Origin of the sequence: Vibrio sp. 1557 (assembly GCF_033340175.1) — a bacterium.
Taxonomy (GTDB): domain Bacteria; phylum Pseudomonadota; class Gammaproteobacteria; order Enterobacterales; family Vibrionaceae; genus Vibrio; species Vibrio alginolyticus.
Genome location: NZ_JAWOVZ010000003.1, coordinates 299,301 through 314,645 on the forward strand (window position 1 = coordinate 299,301; position 15,345 = coordinate 314,645).

A 15,345-nucleotide genomic window follows, 5' to 3' on the forward strand; every position below is an offset into this window, starting at 1 on the left:
AGTTTATTCATGGCTTTATGGTCTGCAGCAAGCGGTAAGTAGATTCTTAGTCTCGCTATGGCTCGCTAGAATGACGCTAGTTTTCTTATTGCGTAAGTTGGAATGGTACCTCAGCATCATTCCCGACAGCGATGAAGAATCGCTGTCGGGAACCTCGCCTTTAATCTCTCATTTCTTGCTACTCTAAATGATGCGTGCTACCCACAGTTCCTTCCAAATCTAAAATCGACTGGCGAACGTAGTCTGGAATCGCCGCTTTTACGTTGTTCTTAAAATCAAACATCACACCAGTGGCGGTCGCGATGGTCGCAATCTTACCCCACTTCTTACTCAGCACTTGGTACTCCATCGTGATGCGATCTTCTTGCATGTCGATTACGCGAGAACCGACTAATAGCGTGTCTGGGTAAGTAACAGGCAATTTGTAGCGGCATTGAGTCTCACTCAGTACTGGTCCAATTTGCGAGGTCTGCAGGTCGACCAGCAGGTTAATTTTGTTGAAGTAATCTAAACGTGCGGTCTCGAAGTAGCGAAAATAGACCACGTTATTAACGTGTTGCAGAGCATCCATTTCACCCCATGCGACTTTTATCTCTGTGATAACGGGAAAGTCCTTTAACAGTGTGTCCATTTTTATTGCTCCTTTTTCATCTGCTTTGCCACAAATTGCGACGCGACTTATCACTTTGAGCATTTATTCTAGATGTAATCATTTAATATGTAATAAAATTGTTTTTAAAATGTGAAATGAAATAGTGGTTTGATTATGTAAACCAGAAACTTTACATAATCGAGTTGAAGGCGTAAGTTTAACTAAGAGTAACCAGATAGGAGGTGTCTCATGATTGAACTCAAAGGTTTCAACCTCGCAAGAGTTGAGAAACGCATTGATTGGACAGGTGAGCTGTTCAGTTTGAGAATATCTGGCGCGCCTCTTTCATTTAAAGCTGGCCAATTCACCAAGCTTGCTTTGCTTGATGATGAAGGTAAGCCGATCAGCCGTGCTTACTCTGTGGTTAATGCGCCAAGCGAGCAATTCGATTGGTTGGAATTTCTAATAGTAGCCGACCCTCAAGGACAACTTTCTCCACGGCTCCAAAAGCTTAAATCTGGTGATAGCATTTATGTCGGTGCCACCGCACATGGCGATTTAATCCATGACTCTATTCCTAAACAGGCTCATGACCTGTGGCTGCTATCTACAGGTACGGGGATTGGACCGTTTTTGTCGCTGCTAGATGATATAAACCTACCGCCTCACAATGAGCGCATTGTGCTGGTTCATGCCGTTCGTTTCGAAAAAGATCTGGTTTATAAATACCTAATTGAACAGCTTCAGCAACGATATGAAGGCAGATTAAAGTATATACCGATAGTCAGCAGGGAAGTGGTTGATGGTAAATTACAAGGCCGAATTCCTGAACTCATCGAATCGGGTTTACTGTCCAACGCCGCTGATGCGCCATTCTCAGCTCAGCGTAGCTTTGTCATGATGTGTGGGAATCCACAAATGATCAAAGATACCGTGCCCGTCTTACAAGAGCTAGGCTTGGAAAAGTATCGCCATCAAACCGGGGGAAATATCATTTACGAACGTTACTGGTAGCGTTTTGTTAAATTGATACGGTTATGCTCAAGATGTAATGATTACTTTTGAGATACGACCGCGATTTAGTATGTTCTTAGTTGAATATTATGTTGGCAATACCTAAACTGCGCTCACCATTGCGCGTCTGTACACTCAGTCATTCTCGCTTAACCAATTACATTGAGGTGACTGAAGTCCATGTATGCTTTTATCGCGAGCAAGCGACAGAGAATCATTGCTGGTTTTATCGACCTGCTCTTTGCGATGGTGGTCGTGTTAATCATCGCATTGAGTATTAACTCTTTTCTTAACGACTTTCAGCTCTCTTTAGCAGATAACCTCACGCTTGTTCGTGAAACTCAGGCGTTTTACTTGCTTTCTTTACCAACGGTTTTAATGATCAACTGGAATGCATTGAGTCATGGGCAAACCATTGGTATGCGCATGATTGGTATTAAAGTTGTAATGAAAAATGATAGTAAGGCAACGAAAGTTACAGCAGGGTTAAGGCTTGTTATTAGCTACTTGCTGGAGATGCTCATTCCGGGGATCCCATTGGTAAATTTGGCATTGTTGTTCTTTCATCCGGAGCGACGATTGTTGCATGACTTGATCGCCAATACTAAAGTTGTCCAAGCTTCCTAATTTTTGATCAAAAAAGCCACGTGAAGTGGCTTTTTTAATATCGATAAAGTTAACCAGATTTACTGTTGATTAACATATTTCTTAAAGCGAGCTTTGGTTTCTGCGTCTGCTTTTTGGTACCAGAAGTGCAGCATCTCTTCAGCTGTCGAATCCGCTTTAACCGCAGTTGCTCTCACTTGCTTCATATCCGCAGGAACCTTTGCAGGAAGCGTGACTGGCTGCATGGTTGCTGCGCCAGCAAAAGCCACGGCTGCTGCACCGCCAGCTTGGTTATAATCTTCGATTTCACGCACGTAATCACGACCGATTTGCATACCCGGTTTGAGCAACTTGTCCTGGTCAACCGCGATTGCGTTGCCAGAATCATCAACCAGTTTCCAATCTAAGTCTTTGATCTTCTCTTCCGCATCACGTAGGTTGCGGTATTCTGGCATTTGTAGAGTGAGTTCGGCATTGGTCGCGTCAAATCGTGTAACGATAACATCGCTTTCAACACTTAAACGGTCATTACCTTGGTTGAAGTAAGGGGCGAAACGAAATACGACTTGGTTAAGGCCATCAGGTAACGTCAGTGTTCTTTCAGAGGCGAAAAAACCACCCGAAAGATCTGCTTTTTCACCGTTAGCCGCTAATACTGAAACGTTGTCAGGAACACTCACGGTTACATCGGCGAATGCCATGCCACTCATTGCGAGAGCAAGCGCACAAGCTAAAGGCTTGATCAATTTCATTGTTTTTATCCTAAGCAAATTAGTGGTCATCGAGAGTGCATCGTTCATTGCCCGATTGCAACTCCCAAGTGTAATAAGTATGAAAATTTAACAAGAACGTCATTTTTATCGCATTTATTACGACGAAACTGTGATCCAAATAGAATCAAACCGCTGAAATGCAGCGGTTTGATATCATAAGTTATAGATTAAATTTCTTTCTAACTTATTGATTTATTAAATACCAGCACCGTGTCCAGGTTCTGATTGGTCATCAGAAGCGTCTTGTTGTTCTGCCATTTCTTCTTGCTGTTGTGCTTTCTCAATGCTCAACCACCAAACAAATAACTCATACCAAATTGCTAGGATAACGGCACCTAAGAACAGACCAACGATGCCGTAGAAAAGCATACCACCGATGGCACCGAGCAGAATCACAGGCATTGGCACGTCGACGCCACGTCCCATTAACATTGGTTTGAACAGGTTTTCAGAAAGAGCCGCAACTACGACCCAAACAGTAAACATGGTTGCTGTTGAGGTGTCTTGGGTCATGTACATGAAGCCAATCACAGGTAGCACAGCGAGCAACGCCGGGAGCTGAGCGATACACAAGATCATTAGAAGCAGTGTGAGTAAACCTGCTGCGGGAACGCCAAATACGAAGAAACCAGCACCGATCAACAGTGCTTGAATCGCCGCTACACCGACTACGCCAAGCAGTACGCTTTTAATTGTCGCAGCGATAAGCGTGGTCCAGCTTTTTGCGTTTTCACCAGCGGTTCGAATCGCGATGGTTCTTAAGCCTGATGCTGCAGATTCAGAGTACGTCATGAAACCTGCTGCAATCGCAAGTGACAAGATTGAAAGCAGTAAACTTCCCAATACGCCCCCAAGTGTACCCAGTAAAGATGTGAGTCCTGCCTTTATTTGTGGCATAAAGGTTTGAATCGCTTGCTCAAGATTAGTAGCGAATAGGGTCCACACTTCGTAGAGCTTATCACCCACGATAGGCCAATCCGCTACGGAAGGTTTTGGCCCTGGTATTTTCACTTGTCCATTTTGTAGTACTTCAAGCGCGTGCGTTGCACCATCCACAATGGAGCCTGATACCATAACAAGTGGCGTGACAAGGAGGGCAATACCAAGTAAAGCAATGGTTGTGGCTGCCAGGCCTCTGCGACCACCATATACACGCTGCAATTTTTGGGTAAGCGGCATTAAAGCGACGGCTATAATAGCGCCCCAAATAACCGGAAGTATGAAGGGTTTGATGATGTCGTACGTAAACATCAGCAAGACAAAGATCAAGCCAATGCGTATTGCCGATTCCACCATATTACTGATGAAAAGCTTACTGTCGATTTTTACCGATTGTTTATCCATTTTTGTTTACCTGATGATCAATGTTAGAACTGACGAGACTTGAAACAACAATCGCCATATAAAAAACACCTGTGATGGCCTCTAAATACACCACGACTTGAGCCAGTGGTGTTAGAGGACTAATGTCGCCATAACCGAGCGTGGTTAAGGTAACGAAACTGAAATACGCTGCATTGGAGAAGTTCTGCCCCCAAGAAATCGCTTCCATACCGGTAAAGGCTTCAGGCGAAAACTCAAGCAGAATGAGGTAGGCAATCGCCCACATCAGACCAAGCAGCAAGAAAAGCGCGACCGAGCCAATGACTTTGTTGCTGTTGACATGGCCGGTGAAAAGAATCTGTCTTGCGATGGATTTAAAAGTGCCGAAAAAGAACGCAAAGGTGAGGGCAAGCATCACCACATTCATCTCTCTGATGTCGAAAACGGTCTTGATCACAATCACAAGAACCCAAATACCAAACAGGCTGTAGAGGAAACGAGACCAGGTTTTGTCAAAGCGAAGGCTCGCAAAACAGACGATAAACGTCAGAACCGTGAAAGCCTGAAGTATGTGTTCAATCGTCCCTTCACCTACGACTTGTGCCATCGCACTCCCTAGCAACAAAATCACTAGTGCTAAGGTTAGATAGAAGAAGTTGTTTTCTTCATTAATATTTTTGAGGTTTTTACCAATGACCATGGCTCTTCTCACTTAGTTATTGTTCACTTTCTGCGGATGACTCTTTCATCACCATGATGGACGCAGAAAGCCCGAATCGAAGATCAACATCTTCAGGAAGTTCTTGTAGGGAGATTCGCACCGGAATACGTTGTGCTAAGCGAATCCACTGAAAAACAGGGTTTACGTTTGGAAGAAGGTTGTAGCCGACCGTGCCGTCTTTGGGCGCAATACCCCAACCAATCGAGTCAACCGTCGCGTCAATTGGCGTGTCTGGGTGAGACATCAAAGTGACACGCGCTTGGCTGCCAGGTTCGATTTGCGCAAGTTGGTTTTCACGGAAGAAACCAAATACCCAAAAGCTGTTTTTGTCGATCAGTGCGAGCAGTGGTTGGTTTGCGACCGCTTGCGTACCGTTTCTAATATCGAGGTTAGATACAAAACCATCGACGGTCGCATAAACTTTGGTAAAGCTGAGATTAAGGCGTGCTGATTTTAGTTGCTCTTCTGCAGATTTGATTTGCAGTAGCGACTCTTCGTAAGCGATTTCACGACGAATCAGATCCTTGTGAGAAACCGCGCCACGGTCTTTGGCACGAATGTCTTTTAAGCGGTCATATTCGATTTTTTTACCGCGAGAGCTAACAATGGAGCGCTCCAGTGCTACTTCGGCTTGAGACAAAGCAACTTCGTAAGTCGCAGGGTCGATTTCAAACAGTAAATCGCCTGTTTTCACTTCTTGGTTGTCTTGCACCGCGACATTTACAATTGGGCCTGATACGCGAGGAGCCACTTTGATGACGTTAGCACGCACTTGCCCATCTCGTGTCCATGGGTTATTAAAGTATTCCTCAAACTTTTGATAGCCGAGCCAAGCTGCGCCACCAAGAATGACAAGATTGAGTGCGATTACGAATAGTTTTTTCATCTTGTTTGGCACCTAAAATTGAATATAAAAGCTGTCGATGGCCACCACATAACCGACCATGATGGCAATAAACGTCAGAGACGGAAAAGCGATGAAGCGAGACAAACGTGTCTTGTTCAATATCATCACCGTTATCCACGTGGCCGTGACGGCGAGAAAGAGCACCAGTAGCGTAGGAGAAAAGTAAACGTCTCCCCAAGAGAGTTCATGAGGCATTACCGATCCTCCGTTTTGTTTTCATCACTGGTCTCAGCCGGAGTTTCGAGTCGCAAAGGCGGCAATACGCGGTTTTCTTCATTTAAATAACTTCCCCAGTCAGTGCGCTCTGTCATCTGCGTGGCAATCGATTCACTGATGAAAGGTTTGCCTGTTTGGGTTTGCCAGCCTCCACCGAGGGCTTTATAGAGTGCAACAACTTGGTTCGCCACGTTCCCTTTGATCGTTGCGTAGCTGTCTTCTGCGCGGGTCATTTTTTCTACCGAGTTAAGCAGACGTTCGAATGAAATTTGTCCGTTTTCGTACTGTGTCATGGATATGTTGAACGCACGAATGGAAGAGTTGACCGATTGCAAGCGTAAATCTTTTTGTTGCAAATACAGGTCATACGCTTCGATTGCATTGGTGACTTCATTAACGGCTTGCAGTACCTTTTTGTTGTAGTTCGTCAGCGTTTCTTGGAAGCGAGCATCTTCGAAACGAATGTTATTTTTCACGCGTCCGTATTGGAAAATGTTCCAACTGAACGTTGGGCCAACCACCATGGTGAGCGAATCGCTAAAACTGAAACTGCTGCCATCGGGAACCGTACTGTCGATACCGATGGAACCGAACAACGAAAAGCTTGGGTACAGAGCGGTTTCTGCCACGCCAATCTGCGCACTTTGCGCGCGAGCTTGCATCTCAGAGACTTGCAAATCCGGACGTCGCATCACTAAGTTAGCATCCACTTGCGTATCCAAAAGCGGTGGACGTGGCACAATGGAACGCTCGTCGGTGCCCGATAGCGCCGATTTTCTGCCCGTCGATTTGAACTGGGCTTCGTACTCAGCGATTTGCTTGTGCATCCCATCCGACTGTAGCAGTCGATCTACTTCTTCTGGTAACAGACCCAGTAGCAAAGCCAACACAGTACGTGATTGCTTCATTGCCACTTCGAGGCTCGGTAACGCTGCTTTGGTGGTGTAGAGTTGGTTTTTAGCTTGTTGAACGTCCAATTCTGTAACGTTGCCAGAGTCGAACTGCACCTGAGTAATACGTACGACACGCTCTTGAATCTCGATATTGCGGCGAGACAGCAAAATACGTTCTTGGAATGTGCGATAGTTGATGTAATTGCGCGCCACTTCGGCGGTTATGGTGACCATGATGTCGTGATACGATGCGATGGATGCGTAGTAACCCGCTTCTGCCGACTCAATTCCGCGAGCATACTTGCCCCAAACATCCATTTCCCAAGCAGCATCAAACGACAAAGTGGCGTTATTCACGCCCTGATCATTTACGTAGGCACGCGCTAGGTTTCCTGACACGGTTTGAACTTGTGGGTATTGCAAGCCAGTCGAAATACCAAGCAATGAACGTGCTTGGACAATTCGTAGCCCTGCGGCTTCTAAATCGAGGTTTTGTTTGCTCGCCAACTCAACCAGCTGATTAAGAGTCGAGTCATTAAATTGCTGCCACCATTGTTGTAGCTGTTGCTCTGATTGCTGCGTATCTTTGGCTGCTTTTTGCACCGACCAGTCACTTGGCAGTGGCGCCTGCTTTGGATGAACATAATCTGGTCCTACCGTGGTACACGCACTGAGTCCGAGCAAAGAAAGTATGGCGAGGCTTGGTTTGGTTAGTTTTGGAAGCATCATATCCCCACCTTTAAAAACGCTTCTGTTGTAAGTTCACCCAATCGATATCCTCGTAGGTTTGCTTGCAATGCTTGATTGCTTCGAACACGTTCCGTTTTAAATTCAGCAAGATATAAAAACCGGCTATCTCTGAATAAGCGTAGTCAGATAAATCCAACTCACTAAAAAAATCTTCCAGTTTATCTTCGAATGTTTGGTAATCTTGACTGTATTGGTCGAATACGGACTCGAGTTCTTGTGTTGCTTGATGGCTGGCTAAAGCGCCCGCCATCAAAGGAATGATGGAATCGCGGTGCTGTTGGCGAAGCTGAGTAATTAGTGGATTGGTCATCAACTTTTTCTCGGCGGCCATTAAGATGTTGATGTGATTACTGAGTACATCACACGCTTTGCTAAACGCGCCAATCGCTTCTGGCGTGGTTTTATCAAAGTGTTTGTGGTTGATTTTCGAACCCCAGACTTTGAGCTTTTTCGATGAGACATTGAGCGTCACCAAGTGTAAGGCCCGTTTGAGCGGCGTAATAACCGAGCTAGACTGCTGTTGATAGGTAGTGAACAGCTCTCGGGTATGTCGGAAGTAGCGTTCTTTTATGGTCAAAAAGAGGTGTTCTGGTCGTGAGCTAAACGGGAAGTAGTGCGCGAAAATAATCATGAACACCACCATGTAGAACAACAGCATGATCGTCATGAGGATCCCGAAGTGATAAAACATGTTGTTGTCTAAACCGAGAACAAACAAGCCAATCATATAGAAAATCGTCACTGGCCCGTTAAACAGATAAAAACCGATAAAGGTGTAGATAAAGATAAACAGGCCAAGTTCTAATCCGAGATCCAATTGCGGAAGGATGAAGACGTAAGAAGGTACCGCGAACAAGAAGCCGAAAGTGAACAGCACAAGCAACAAAATTGGGTGCACAGGCACGAACGACAGCAAAGACATAAACATGGTCGAGAAGACCACGAACGAGTAGCCGCCTGGTGGATTGAAATAAATCCAAATCAGTCCTGCAACCCAATAGGTAACAAAGGTTTTGACCGCAGTTTTAAAGTTTTCTGCGTCCCACCATAGAAACTTGCCTTTCGGTTTCGGCAGTGGCACGTCAAAGGAGACATTGTTCGTCACAGAGTCAATGCAGCTAATGCTCTCCGCTAAACGCGACAAGTTTTGATGCATCAGTTCCAATAGGTGACCAAGCGTAAGCGCAGAGCCTTTCTCTAGGTGAGCTGCATCTTCAAGCAACGCTTGGTTGTATTCGACTTTGAACTCCTGAGCACGATAAGCGGGCTCTTTTTCGTCCCAGACTTGTTGGCAGGTATCAAATAGCGCGTCAATTTCCGCCACGGCTTGATCAAAGTTGCTGATGCTTTCACGGTCTTGCTGGTGGCTAAAGTGGCTGTGCGCCGCGACGGTCAATTGTTGCGTTACTTGCTTGTTCAAATGAACCGCCAAGCGCCACTCTTTCATGTAGGCCGACACGTCACTGCATTCCACACTGACCGTGGCAAAACGCTGTTCGAGCGCATTTTGAGCGGCAAACATCTGTTCGATGAGAGTGTCCACGCTAGGAGGTTGTGGCTCTTCCGCTTCTGGATTTTCTTCTCCGCCTTCTTGAGGAGAGATTTGCCCTGCCGATTTTTGCTCGAAATTTTGCAAGATAGCGGTGAACAACGCGCGTTGTGCTTGGTTGAGTTGTTCGATGAGCTGTCTTAGGTTTTGTTCTGTTTTGGTCGGGAATAAGAAAGTCCCCACGAGTGTGTAAACCACCACCCCAAACACCGTCATATAGGCGCGGTCAACGCCATAAAGAAACGCACCTTCTGCGTCACCGCCATTGGACATCATCAACGTCATCACGCCGGTCAGCATGAGTAGCGTTGGATCTTTTTGATAGGCATTACGGAAGTAAAAAATGAATGAGACCACAACCGACACGCTCAACATGTACAGCAAGCGGTCTTGAGCAAACAATCCCACCAGTAACAAGCCAACGACGGCGCCAACCAACGTACCGAACACGCGTAAGGTACCTTTGGCGAGGGATTCACGACGACTGCCTGTGGATGCAATCAGCATCACTGTGGTTGCGGCCGTCGATGCTTGCGGCCAACCCATGGCAAACGGGATCAGATAAGCCAGAGTCAGGCTAAGCGATACTTTAATAGCGAATTTTATTTTGTCGTTCATAGTGTCAAAGTTTGCTCAGGCTTATCGTTATAAGTTGATGAATTTCTTATATGAATAATCAGAATCTTGTTCTGAATAAATTCGGGGGGCGGAATATAGCGGGTGAAAAAGTGTGCTTTGTAAACCCTTTGTCAAAACAAAAAGTGCGTATTTGGCTTGATCTCGTGCTAGCCCTTGGCGTTATTGGTGAAACGCCTAAAACGAGCAAATTCGCGATCTGTGATGATTCTCACTTTTGAAACAAAATCGCTGCATTGTGTGAGCCAATTCTCACCTTATATTCTTCGCCTGGTACCAAAGCAGACCACTTGTACCATCTGCAATGAGCTTTACTGCTTTAAAAAGCATAGATGATGAATGGGTACTTGAGAGGGAAAGTTATTACTTTTTATCGGCTTGCCGATTGTTCGTTTGTTTTTTTGGATCGAGATAAAAAAACCAAAGCGATGCCACCAAGAATGATGCCGCTGGTTAAAAGAATATGCAGTGAAAGAGGCTCGTGGAGTACGACGGTGCCGAGTAGCAAAGCAATGGCTGGCACGGAAAGTTGGCTGACGGCGGCTTGAAGCAAAGAGAGCTTACGCATTACTTGATACCAAAGCGTATACCCAAGGCCAGAGGCAATGGCACCAGATGCGATAGCGAGCAACACTCCGCTCCAAGAAAGGTGGATTGAGGACAAGATTAATGGCGAAAGGAGCACGCCAATTATTGATGCAGCGATGAATCCCCACGTGATGCCACTACTTGGAGAAGGCGCTTGTTTACCGAGCGCAGTAAACGCAGCCCAACAAACGCCAGAAATCAACATAAGAAGTGCAGAGCTAATATCGGGGCGAGTGGCAGATGGCAACATCAACCAAACAAAGCCAACAATCGAAAGGCCGATACCGATGATTTCGAGAAACTGAAAGCGCTCACCTTGCCACCAATAGATTGCCAGTAACGTCAGTTGCACGGCACCAAACAAAAGCAAAGCACCGGTTCCTGTCGCCAGTTGTAAGTACGCGAAAGAGAAAAGGGCAGCGTAACCAAATAACGCCACGCCAGCAAAAAAGCGAAAGCGAGAAGTTGGCCGATCGGTTTTCCACTGGCCTCTCACGACAAGCATTGCGATTAAGGTAATCGCGCCAGATATCAATCGAACGAGCGTGAAGCTTCCTGCATCAATTAACCCTTCTGCCAAGGCAATTCGACACAATAATGAATTGGCAGCGAACGCCAGCATTGCAATGGCAGTGAGTAAAAAGGTCGACATCCTTGATCCTTAGCGTGTAAATGAACAGCTAGTGTAGATCCAAAAGAACATTTTTATTAGTTGATAAAGTGATTAGTTATAGCTATCAGAGCAAGAAAGTCATTAAAAATAACCAGAGAAAACCTGACCTTAGCCTGAGTCTTACTGTGGTTGGGAAGGTTGTTTGTACAATGACTTAATGGTGTTTTTCAACCATAGCAATTTGGGATTGTACGCATTGCGTTTATGCCAAATCATGGTAAATGGAATCAGTAACTTGTCTTGTTGAGCTTGGTCTAATGGAATTGGCAAGCACACTAAATCGAGATGCAGCTTTTCTGTGTAACTTTTGCAATAGTGCGGCGCGGTGGTGATCATGTCATGCGTCGGCTGCGCTGCCATAAAAAGGGATTGCTCAAAGTTGGACATCGTCAGCCCGATAGAGCGCTGTAGCCCTAGTTCCGCTAATACTTCATCCAACGCCCAAGTTTCACTTTTTTCCCAAACAATATTGATGTGTTGGTAGCTCAGAAAGGTCTCGAGATTCCACTCTTGCTGTAATGCCGGATGATCTTTATGTAAATACACCATCGGCAGGTCATAAAATAGAATCTCAAAATCCAAGAAATAAGGCAGAAGATCCAACGACTCTTTCGATCTAGGGTGACTTTCTCGGCCGGTAAAACCGATATCCGCCTCGCCTCGAATGATGGCGTCGAGTGAGTCGTAATCCCAGTTACTGGTTTTTACTTTCGCTTCAGGGTATCGCTGGTGGATAGCGACGATGAGTCTGTCCAGCATTGTGAGCACTAATGGCGACTCAATCGTGATATCAAAACGCACTCCTTTAGGCGTAATATCGCTGCGTTTTTCTGCAATCTGGCAGCCAATTTGCAGCCATTCTGCAAGATCTTGCTCCATGCTTTGCGCCAAGGGCGTTGGCGCAAGACCTTTAGGTGTTTTGACAAACAAAGGATCATCGAACCAATGACGAAGTTTGTTGAGCGACTTACTTACGGTAGAGGGCGTAACGTTCAGCTTTTTCGAGGCTTTCGAGACGCTTTGCTCTTGCAACAATAATTGCAGAGTGAACATTAAGTTTAAATCAAGTCGCGCTAGGGATTTCTTCATAATGGGTATCGTGAACAGGCTTTGGAATCAATAGTATTAGAGCAAGGCTGATTACGCTACCTAGCACTAAGATAAACACCAACATATTCAGTGCAGTAACGCCGATGAAACCCATAAACCAAATATAGAACGCGGAACTATAAACTTGAGCAATGCCCAGTAACGAGCTTGCCACGCCAGCTTGTTGAGAGAATGGGCTGAGCGCTTGGCTCATGGCCACGCCAAAGCCACAAGCGAAGCCTGCGCAAATCAGCCCAAGTCCGAACACATAGTAAAAAGGTTGTCCATCATGGAAATGGGCTGCACTGAGCACGATGGCTGAACAAACGAGCAATACTTGAGAGCTCATCATTAAGGTTCGCTGCTTGAAAATCCCCAATGCCAATGGCGCCGAGAACGAAATCAACATACTGATCGTCGCAGTCCCCGCCATGATGGAAGAATAGCCACCGCGATCAAAACCAAGCATACTCATCACAACAATTGGTGAAGCGTTAACAAAGGTCAGGATAGTGGTCACTCCAAGTGCAGTAATGATCAGCCTACTGATAAAAAATCGCTCGAAGAAAGTCTCTTGATGGCTCTCTGGCGTTGTCTGTTCTTCACCTTGTTGGCTGGGTAGTGATTCCTTGAGAACAAAAATGGCCAATACACTGACGAGAATGCCCATTCCTGCCATCGTGGTAAACAAACTCGGCCAAGGAAATTTCAGCATAATCAAGTGACCAATCACGGGTGCGATCACTGGAATGATACAGGTGATGCCATTGAGCATCGACAATACTTTCGCGCGGCGTTCATCGTTTAACGTGTCGCGTAAAATCGCGAATGCGACGACATAGCAAGATCCAGCCCCGATGCCTTGGCAAAAGCGAGCAATCAAGAAAGTGTTTGGTTGCTCAGCCATCCCGCCGAGAAAAGACGCGAGCACGAAGATCATCGCGCCGACGACGGCAACAGGCTTTCGTCCCACAGAGTCTGCAATTTTCCCCGCGAATAACATGGTGGTAGCCATGCCAGCTAAATAGATCGAAAACGCAATATGCAACTGAGATTCACTGGCGTTGAGATCTGACGCAATTTGAGGCAAACCAACAAGATACAAATCAATGGCAGTAGGGTAGAGTAAAACGAGTGCAAAACTACAAAGTAAAAAACGGGACATGGAAACCTCTCTATCGAATGGCGAGGATAATAGAGTGCTAAACGTTTGCCTGCGAGTGGGAAATACGACACTAGGTATTTCTATTTACGACATACCCTGTATGAATTGAGCATAAAAACAACAAGGAAGATTATGATTACTATTGAAAAGTATTCGCCTGAGCGACATGAACACACTTGCGAACTTAGCGTTCTAGAAGAGCAATCGCAGTTTACGGTCGCGGATGTGGGTGAAATGCTTACACGTCTTGAACCCACAGAGCTTCCGCATCTGATTTTGGCAGACGATGACGTGGTTGGCTTTTTTCTATTTGATGCTGCTTACAGCGAGAAATACGATTTTTGCCCGAAAAACAGTTTAGGCGTACGTGCTTTGCTGGTGGATCACCGTCATCAAGGCAAAGGCATCGCCAAGCAAGCCATTCAACAGTTTGCCGATTTCGCCAAACGCCATTATCCCGAGTTTGATGCGCTTTATCTCACAGTGAATTGCCGCAACATACCCGCTTATCAGTGCTATTTAAAATCAGGGTTTGAAGATACCAATGAGCTTTACCACGGAGGCCCCGTTGGACCGCAACACATTATGAGACAGCCGCTTTAGCTAGGAAAAACCAAGGATGGAAAGATGAGGATTGAAATCGACAATTTAGAACGGCCGCAAGTGATAGCGCTGTTGGAAGGACATTTACAGGACATGTACGCCACGTCACCACCAGAAAGCGTGCATGCGTTAGATTTAGATAAGCTCAAAGCGCCAGAAGTGACATTTTGGACCGGATGGAAAGGTGAGCAACTGCTTGGGTGTGCGGCGATTAAAGAGTTGGATGACCAACACGCGGAGCTGAAATCCATGCGCACCACGCCAGCGGCAAGAAACCAAGGTGTGGCATCTCAATTATTGATTCATGTGATTGAGCAAGCGAAGCAAAAAGGTTTGCAGCGCTTGAGTTTAGAAACGGGCTCGATGGAGTTTTTTAAACCAGCGCGCCTGTTGTATGAAAAGCATGGCTTTGTGTACTGCGAGCCGTTCGGGGATTACGAACTCGATCCGAACAGTCAATTCATGACCCTAGAACTGAGCTAGGGCCATGAATTTTTAGAAGCTAAATCCAATCGATTTAGAAATTCAGATTCAAGTTGATGGTTGGCGACAAGAGGCTTGAACGCTCGTCAGCCAATCGCTTTCTCTTCTCTTTCAGTCTCTTGGCATTATCTTTGTCTGGATTGCCATCAAGCTGATTATCGATGACCGAGATTTCAGTATCGATTTGTTGGATGCGTTGCTGGCGTTGATATTCTTGATGACCTAACTGGTAGTTCTCAATAAACTCTTTGCTGCTGCATACACCGTAATATTCTTTGCCTTCGATACCGACAGTGTACCCATTGTCTGGTGAGCAATATTGGATAGTGCCTTTATCAAAGCCTTCTTTCCATTTCGCTCGGTCGGGTGTCACACCCGCTTCACCACAGTCTTCGGTATAGCTATTGATAATATTTGGATCGTTGCCATCTCGGCCATCTTGATAACCTACGTTGTACCAGTTTGCCGTTTTGCACTCATCCGGAGACATGCTGGCGCAACCTGAGAGCAAAGTCAGTAAAGCCAGGGGGATTAGCGCTCTTTTCATCAGTGACTGTCCTTTAAATAAAATCGAATTGATAACTTGAGTTTAAAATGAACACTGTTCATATCAATGGTTGAAATCATTGTATTCACAATTGTGGTGACTCATTAATCTAAGTGATAAATTTATTATGCTGAATAGAAGTGTGTTTGATTAGTATTATCCACGAACTGCGCCTTTGCTGCATCAATCCACTAGCCTTGGCCCCAAATTAAGTGAT

General features: G+C 45.7%; 17 protein-coding genes. 5 read left to right on the forward strand and 12 right to left on the reverse strand.

Translation table 11 applies throughout. The features are described from left to right. Positions 1 to 187: hypothetical protein (locus R7070_RS07005; RefSeq protein ID WP_318141174.1), on the forward strand; the 187-nt coding region annotated here is incomplete at its 5' end. Here R7070_RS07005 and R7070_RS07010 read toward each other — a convergent pair. Further along, positions 179 to 631, reverse strand: a complete 453-nt coding sequence (locus R7070_RS07010; protein ID WP_213969266.1) for an acyl-CoA thioesterase — start codon at positions 629 to 631, stop codon at positions 179 to 181. The two genes, R7070_RS07005 and R7070_RS07010, sit on opposite strands and share 9 nt — an antisense overlap. Before the next feature lie 210 nt (positions 632 to 841). Here R7070_RS07010 and R7070_RS07015 point away from each other — a divergent pair, with 210 nt between their 5' ends. After that, complete coding sequence (locus tag R7070_RS07015; RefSeq protein ID WP_005374935.1) at positions 842 to 1,606, forward strand: ferredoxin--NADP reductase; 765 nt, start codon at positions 842 to 844, stop codon at positions 1,604 to 1,606. A 180-nt stretch (positions 1,607 to 1,786) separates the two neighbouring features. After that, positions 1,787 to 2,233, forward strand: a complete 447-nt coding sequence (locus R7070_RS07020; RefSeq protein WP_256900233.1) for an RDD family protein — start codon at positions 1,787 to 1,789, stop codon at positions 2,231 to 2,233. Positions 2,234 to 2,292: 59 nt separating this feature from the next. Here R7070_RS07020 and R7070_RS07025 read toward each other — a convergent pair whose 3' ends face one another. From R7070_RS07025 to R7070_RS07070, 10 genes are all read right to left on the reverse strand, one after another. Then, positions 2,293 to 2,964: a DUF2057 domain-containing protein gene (locus R7070_RS07025; protein WP_213899089.1), complete on the reverse strand. Its 672-nt coding sequence runs from the start codon at positions 2,962 to 2,964 to the stop codon at positions 2,293 to 2,295. Positions 2,965 to 3,180: 216 nt separating this feature from the next. After that, on the reverse strand, positions 3,181 to 4,329 hold the full coding sequence (locus R7070_RS07030) for an AI-2E family transporter (protein ID WP_005386936.1): 1,149 nt from the start codon (positions 4,327 to 4,329) through the stop codon (positions 3,181 to 3,183). Then, a complete protein-coding gene (locus R7070_RS07035; protein ID WP_005374942.1) occupies positions 4,322 to 5,008 on the reverse strand; it encodes a potassium channel family protein in 687 nt (228 codons plus the stop codon). Before R7070_RS07035 ends, R7070_RS07030 begins: the two co-directional genes overlap by 8 nt. A 16-nt stretch (positions 5,009 to 5,024) precedes the next feature. After that, positions 5,025 to 5,915 carry an HlyD family secretion protein gene (locus R7070_RS07040; protein WP_025768613.1) on the reverse strand — a complete coding sequence of 297 codons (891 nt, stop codon included), beginning with the start codon at positions 5,913 to 5,915 and terminating at the stop codon, positions 5,025 to 5,027. Positions 5,916 to 5,927: 12 nt separating this feature from the next. Beyond that, on the reverse strand, positions 5,928 to 6,131 hold the full coding sequence (locus R7070_RS07045; RefSeq protein ID WP_005374946.1) for a DUF1656 domain-containing protein: 204 nt from the start codon (positions 6,129 to 6,131) through the stop codon (positions 5,928 to 5,930). Next, entirely contained in the window at positions 6,131 to 7,774 is a 1,644-nt protein-coding gene (locus tag R7070_RS07050; RefSeq protein WP_033906682.1) for a TolC family protein, read from the reverse strand. The genes R7070_RS07045 and R7070_RS07050 overlap by 1 nt, the downstream gene beginning before the upstream one ends. Positions 7,775 to 7,784: 10 nt before the next feature. Then, a complete protein-coding gene (locus R7070_RS07055) occupies positions 7,785 to 9,962 on the reverse strand; it encodes an FUSC family protein (RefSeq protein ID WP_256900234.1) in 2,178 nt (725 codons plus the stop codon). Positions 9,963 to 10,350: 388 nt separating this feature from the next. Then, entirely contained in the window at positions 10,351 to 11,220 is an 870-nt protein-coding gene (locus tag R7070_RS07060; RefSeq protein ID WP_042521701.1) for a DMT family transporter, read from the reverse strand. A 141-nt stretch (positions 11,221 to 11,361) separates the two neighbouring features. Continuing rightward, positions 11,362 to 12,330, reverse strand: coding sequence for an HTH-type transcriptional regulator YidZ (gene yidZ, locus R7070_RS07065; protein WP_256900235.1), 969 nt, complete (start codon positions 12,328 to 12,330; stop codon positions 11,362 to 11,364). After that, on the reverse strand, positions 12,305 to 13,495 hold the full coding sequence (locus tag R7070_RS07070; protein WP_256900236.1) for an MFS transporter: 1,191 nt from the start codon (positions 13,493 to 13,495) through the stop codon (positions 12,305 to 12,307). The genes yidZ and R7070_RS07070 overlap by 26 nt, the downstream gene beginning before the upstream one ends. A 132-nt stretch (positions 13,496 to 13,627) precedes the next feature. On the opposite strand from R7070_RS07070, the gene R7070_RS07075 reads away from it, so the two are divergent. Together R7070_RS07075 and R7070_RS07080 are read left to right on the forward strand one after the other, a co-directional pair. Further along, positions 13,628 to 14,098: a GNAT family N-acetyltransferase gene (locus R7070_RS07075; RefSeq protein WP_017820545.1), complete on the forward strand. Its 471-nt coding sequence runs from the start codon at positions 13,628 to 13,630 to the stop codon at positions 14,096 to 14,098. A 24-nt stretch (positions 14,099 to 14,122) separates the two neighbouring features. After that, a complete protein-coding gene (locus R7070_RS07080) occupies positions 14,123 to 14,581 on the forward strand; it encodes a GNAT family N-acetyltransferase (protein ID WP_085569395.1) in 459 nt (152 codons plus the stop codon). A 34-nt stretch (positions 14,582 to 14,615) separates the two neighbouring features. On the opposite strand, the gene R7070_RS07085 is transcribed toward R7070_RS07080, so the two are convergent. Continuing rightward, entirely contained in the window at positions 14,616 to 15,128 is a 513-nt protein-coding gene (locus R7070_RS07085) for a DUF2799 domain-containing protein (RefSeq protein ID WP_005374970.1), read from the reverse strand. Positions 15,129 to 15,345 lie beyond the last annotated feature (217 nt).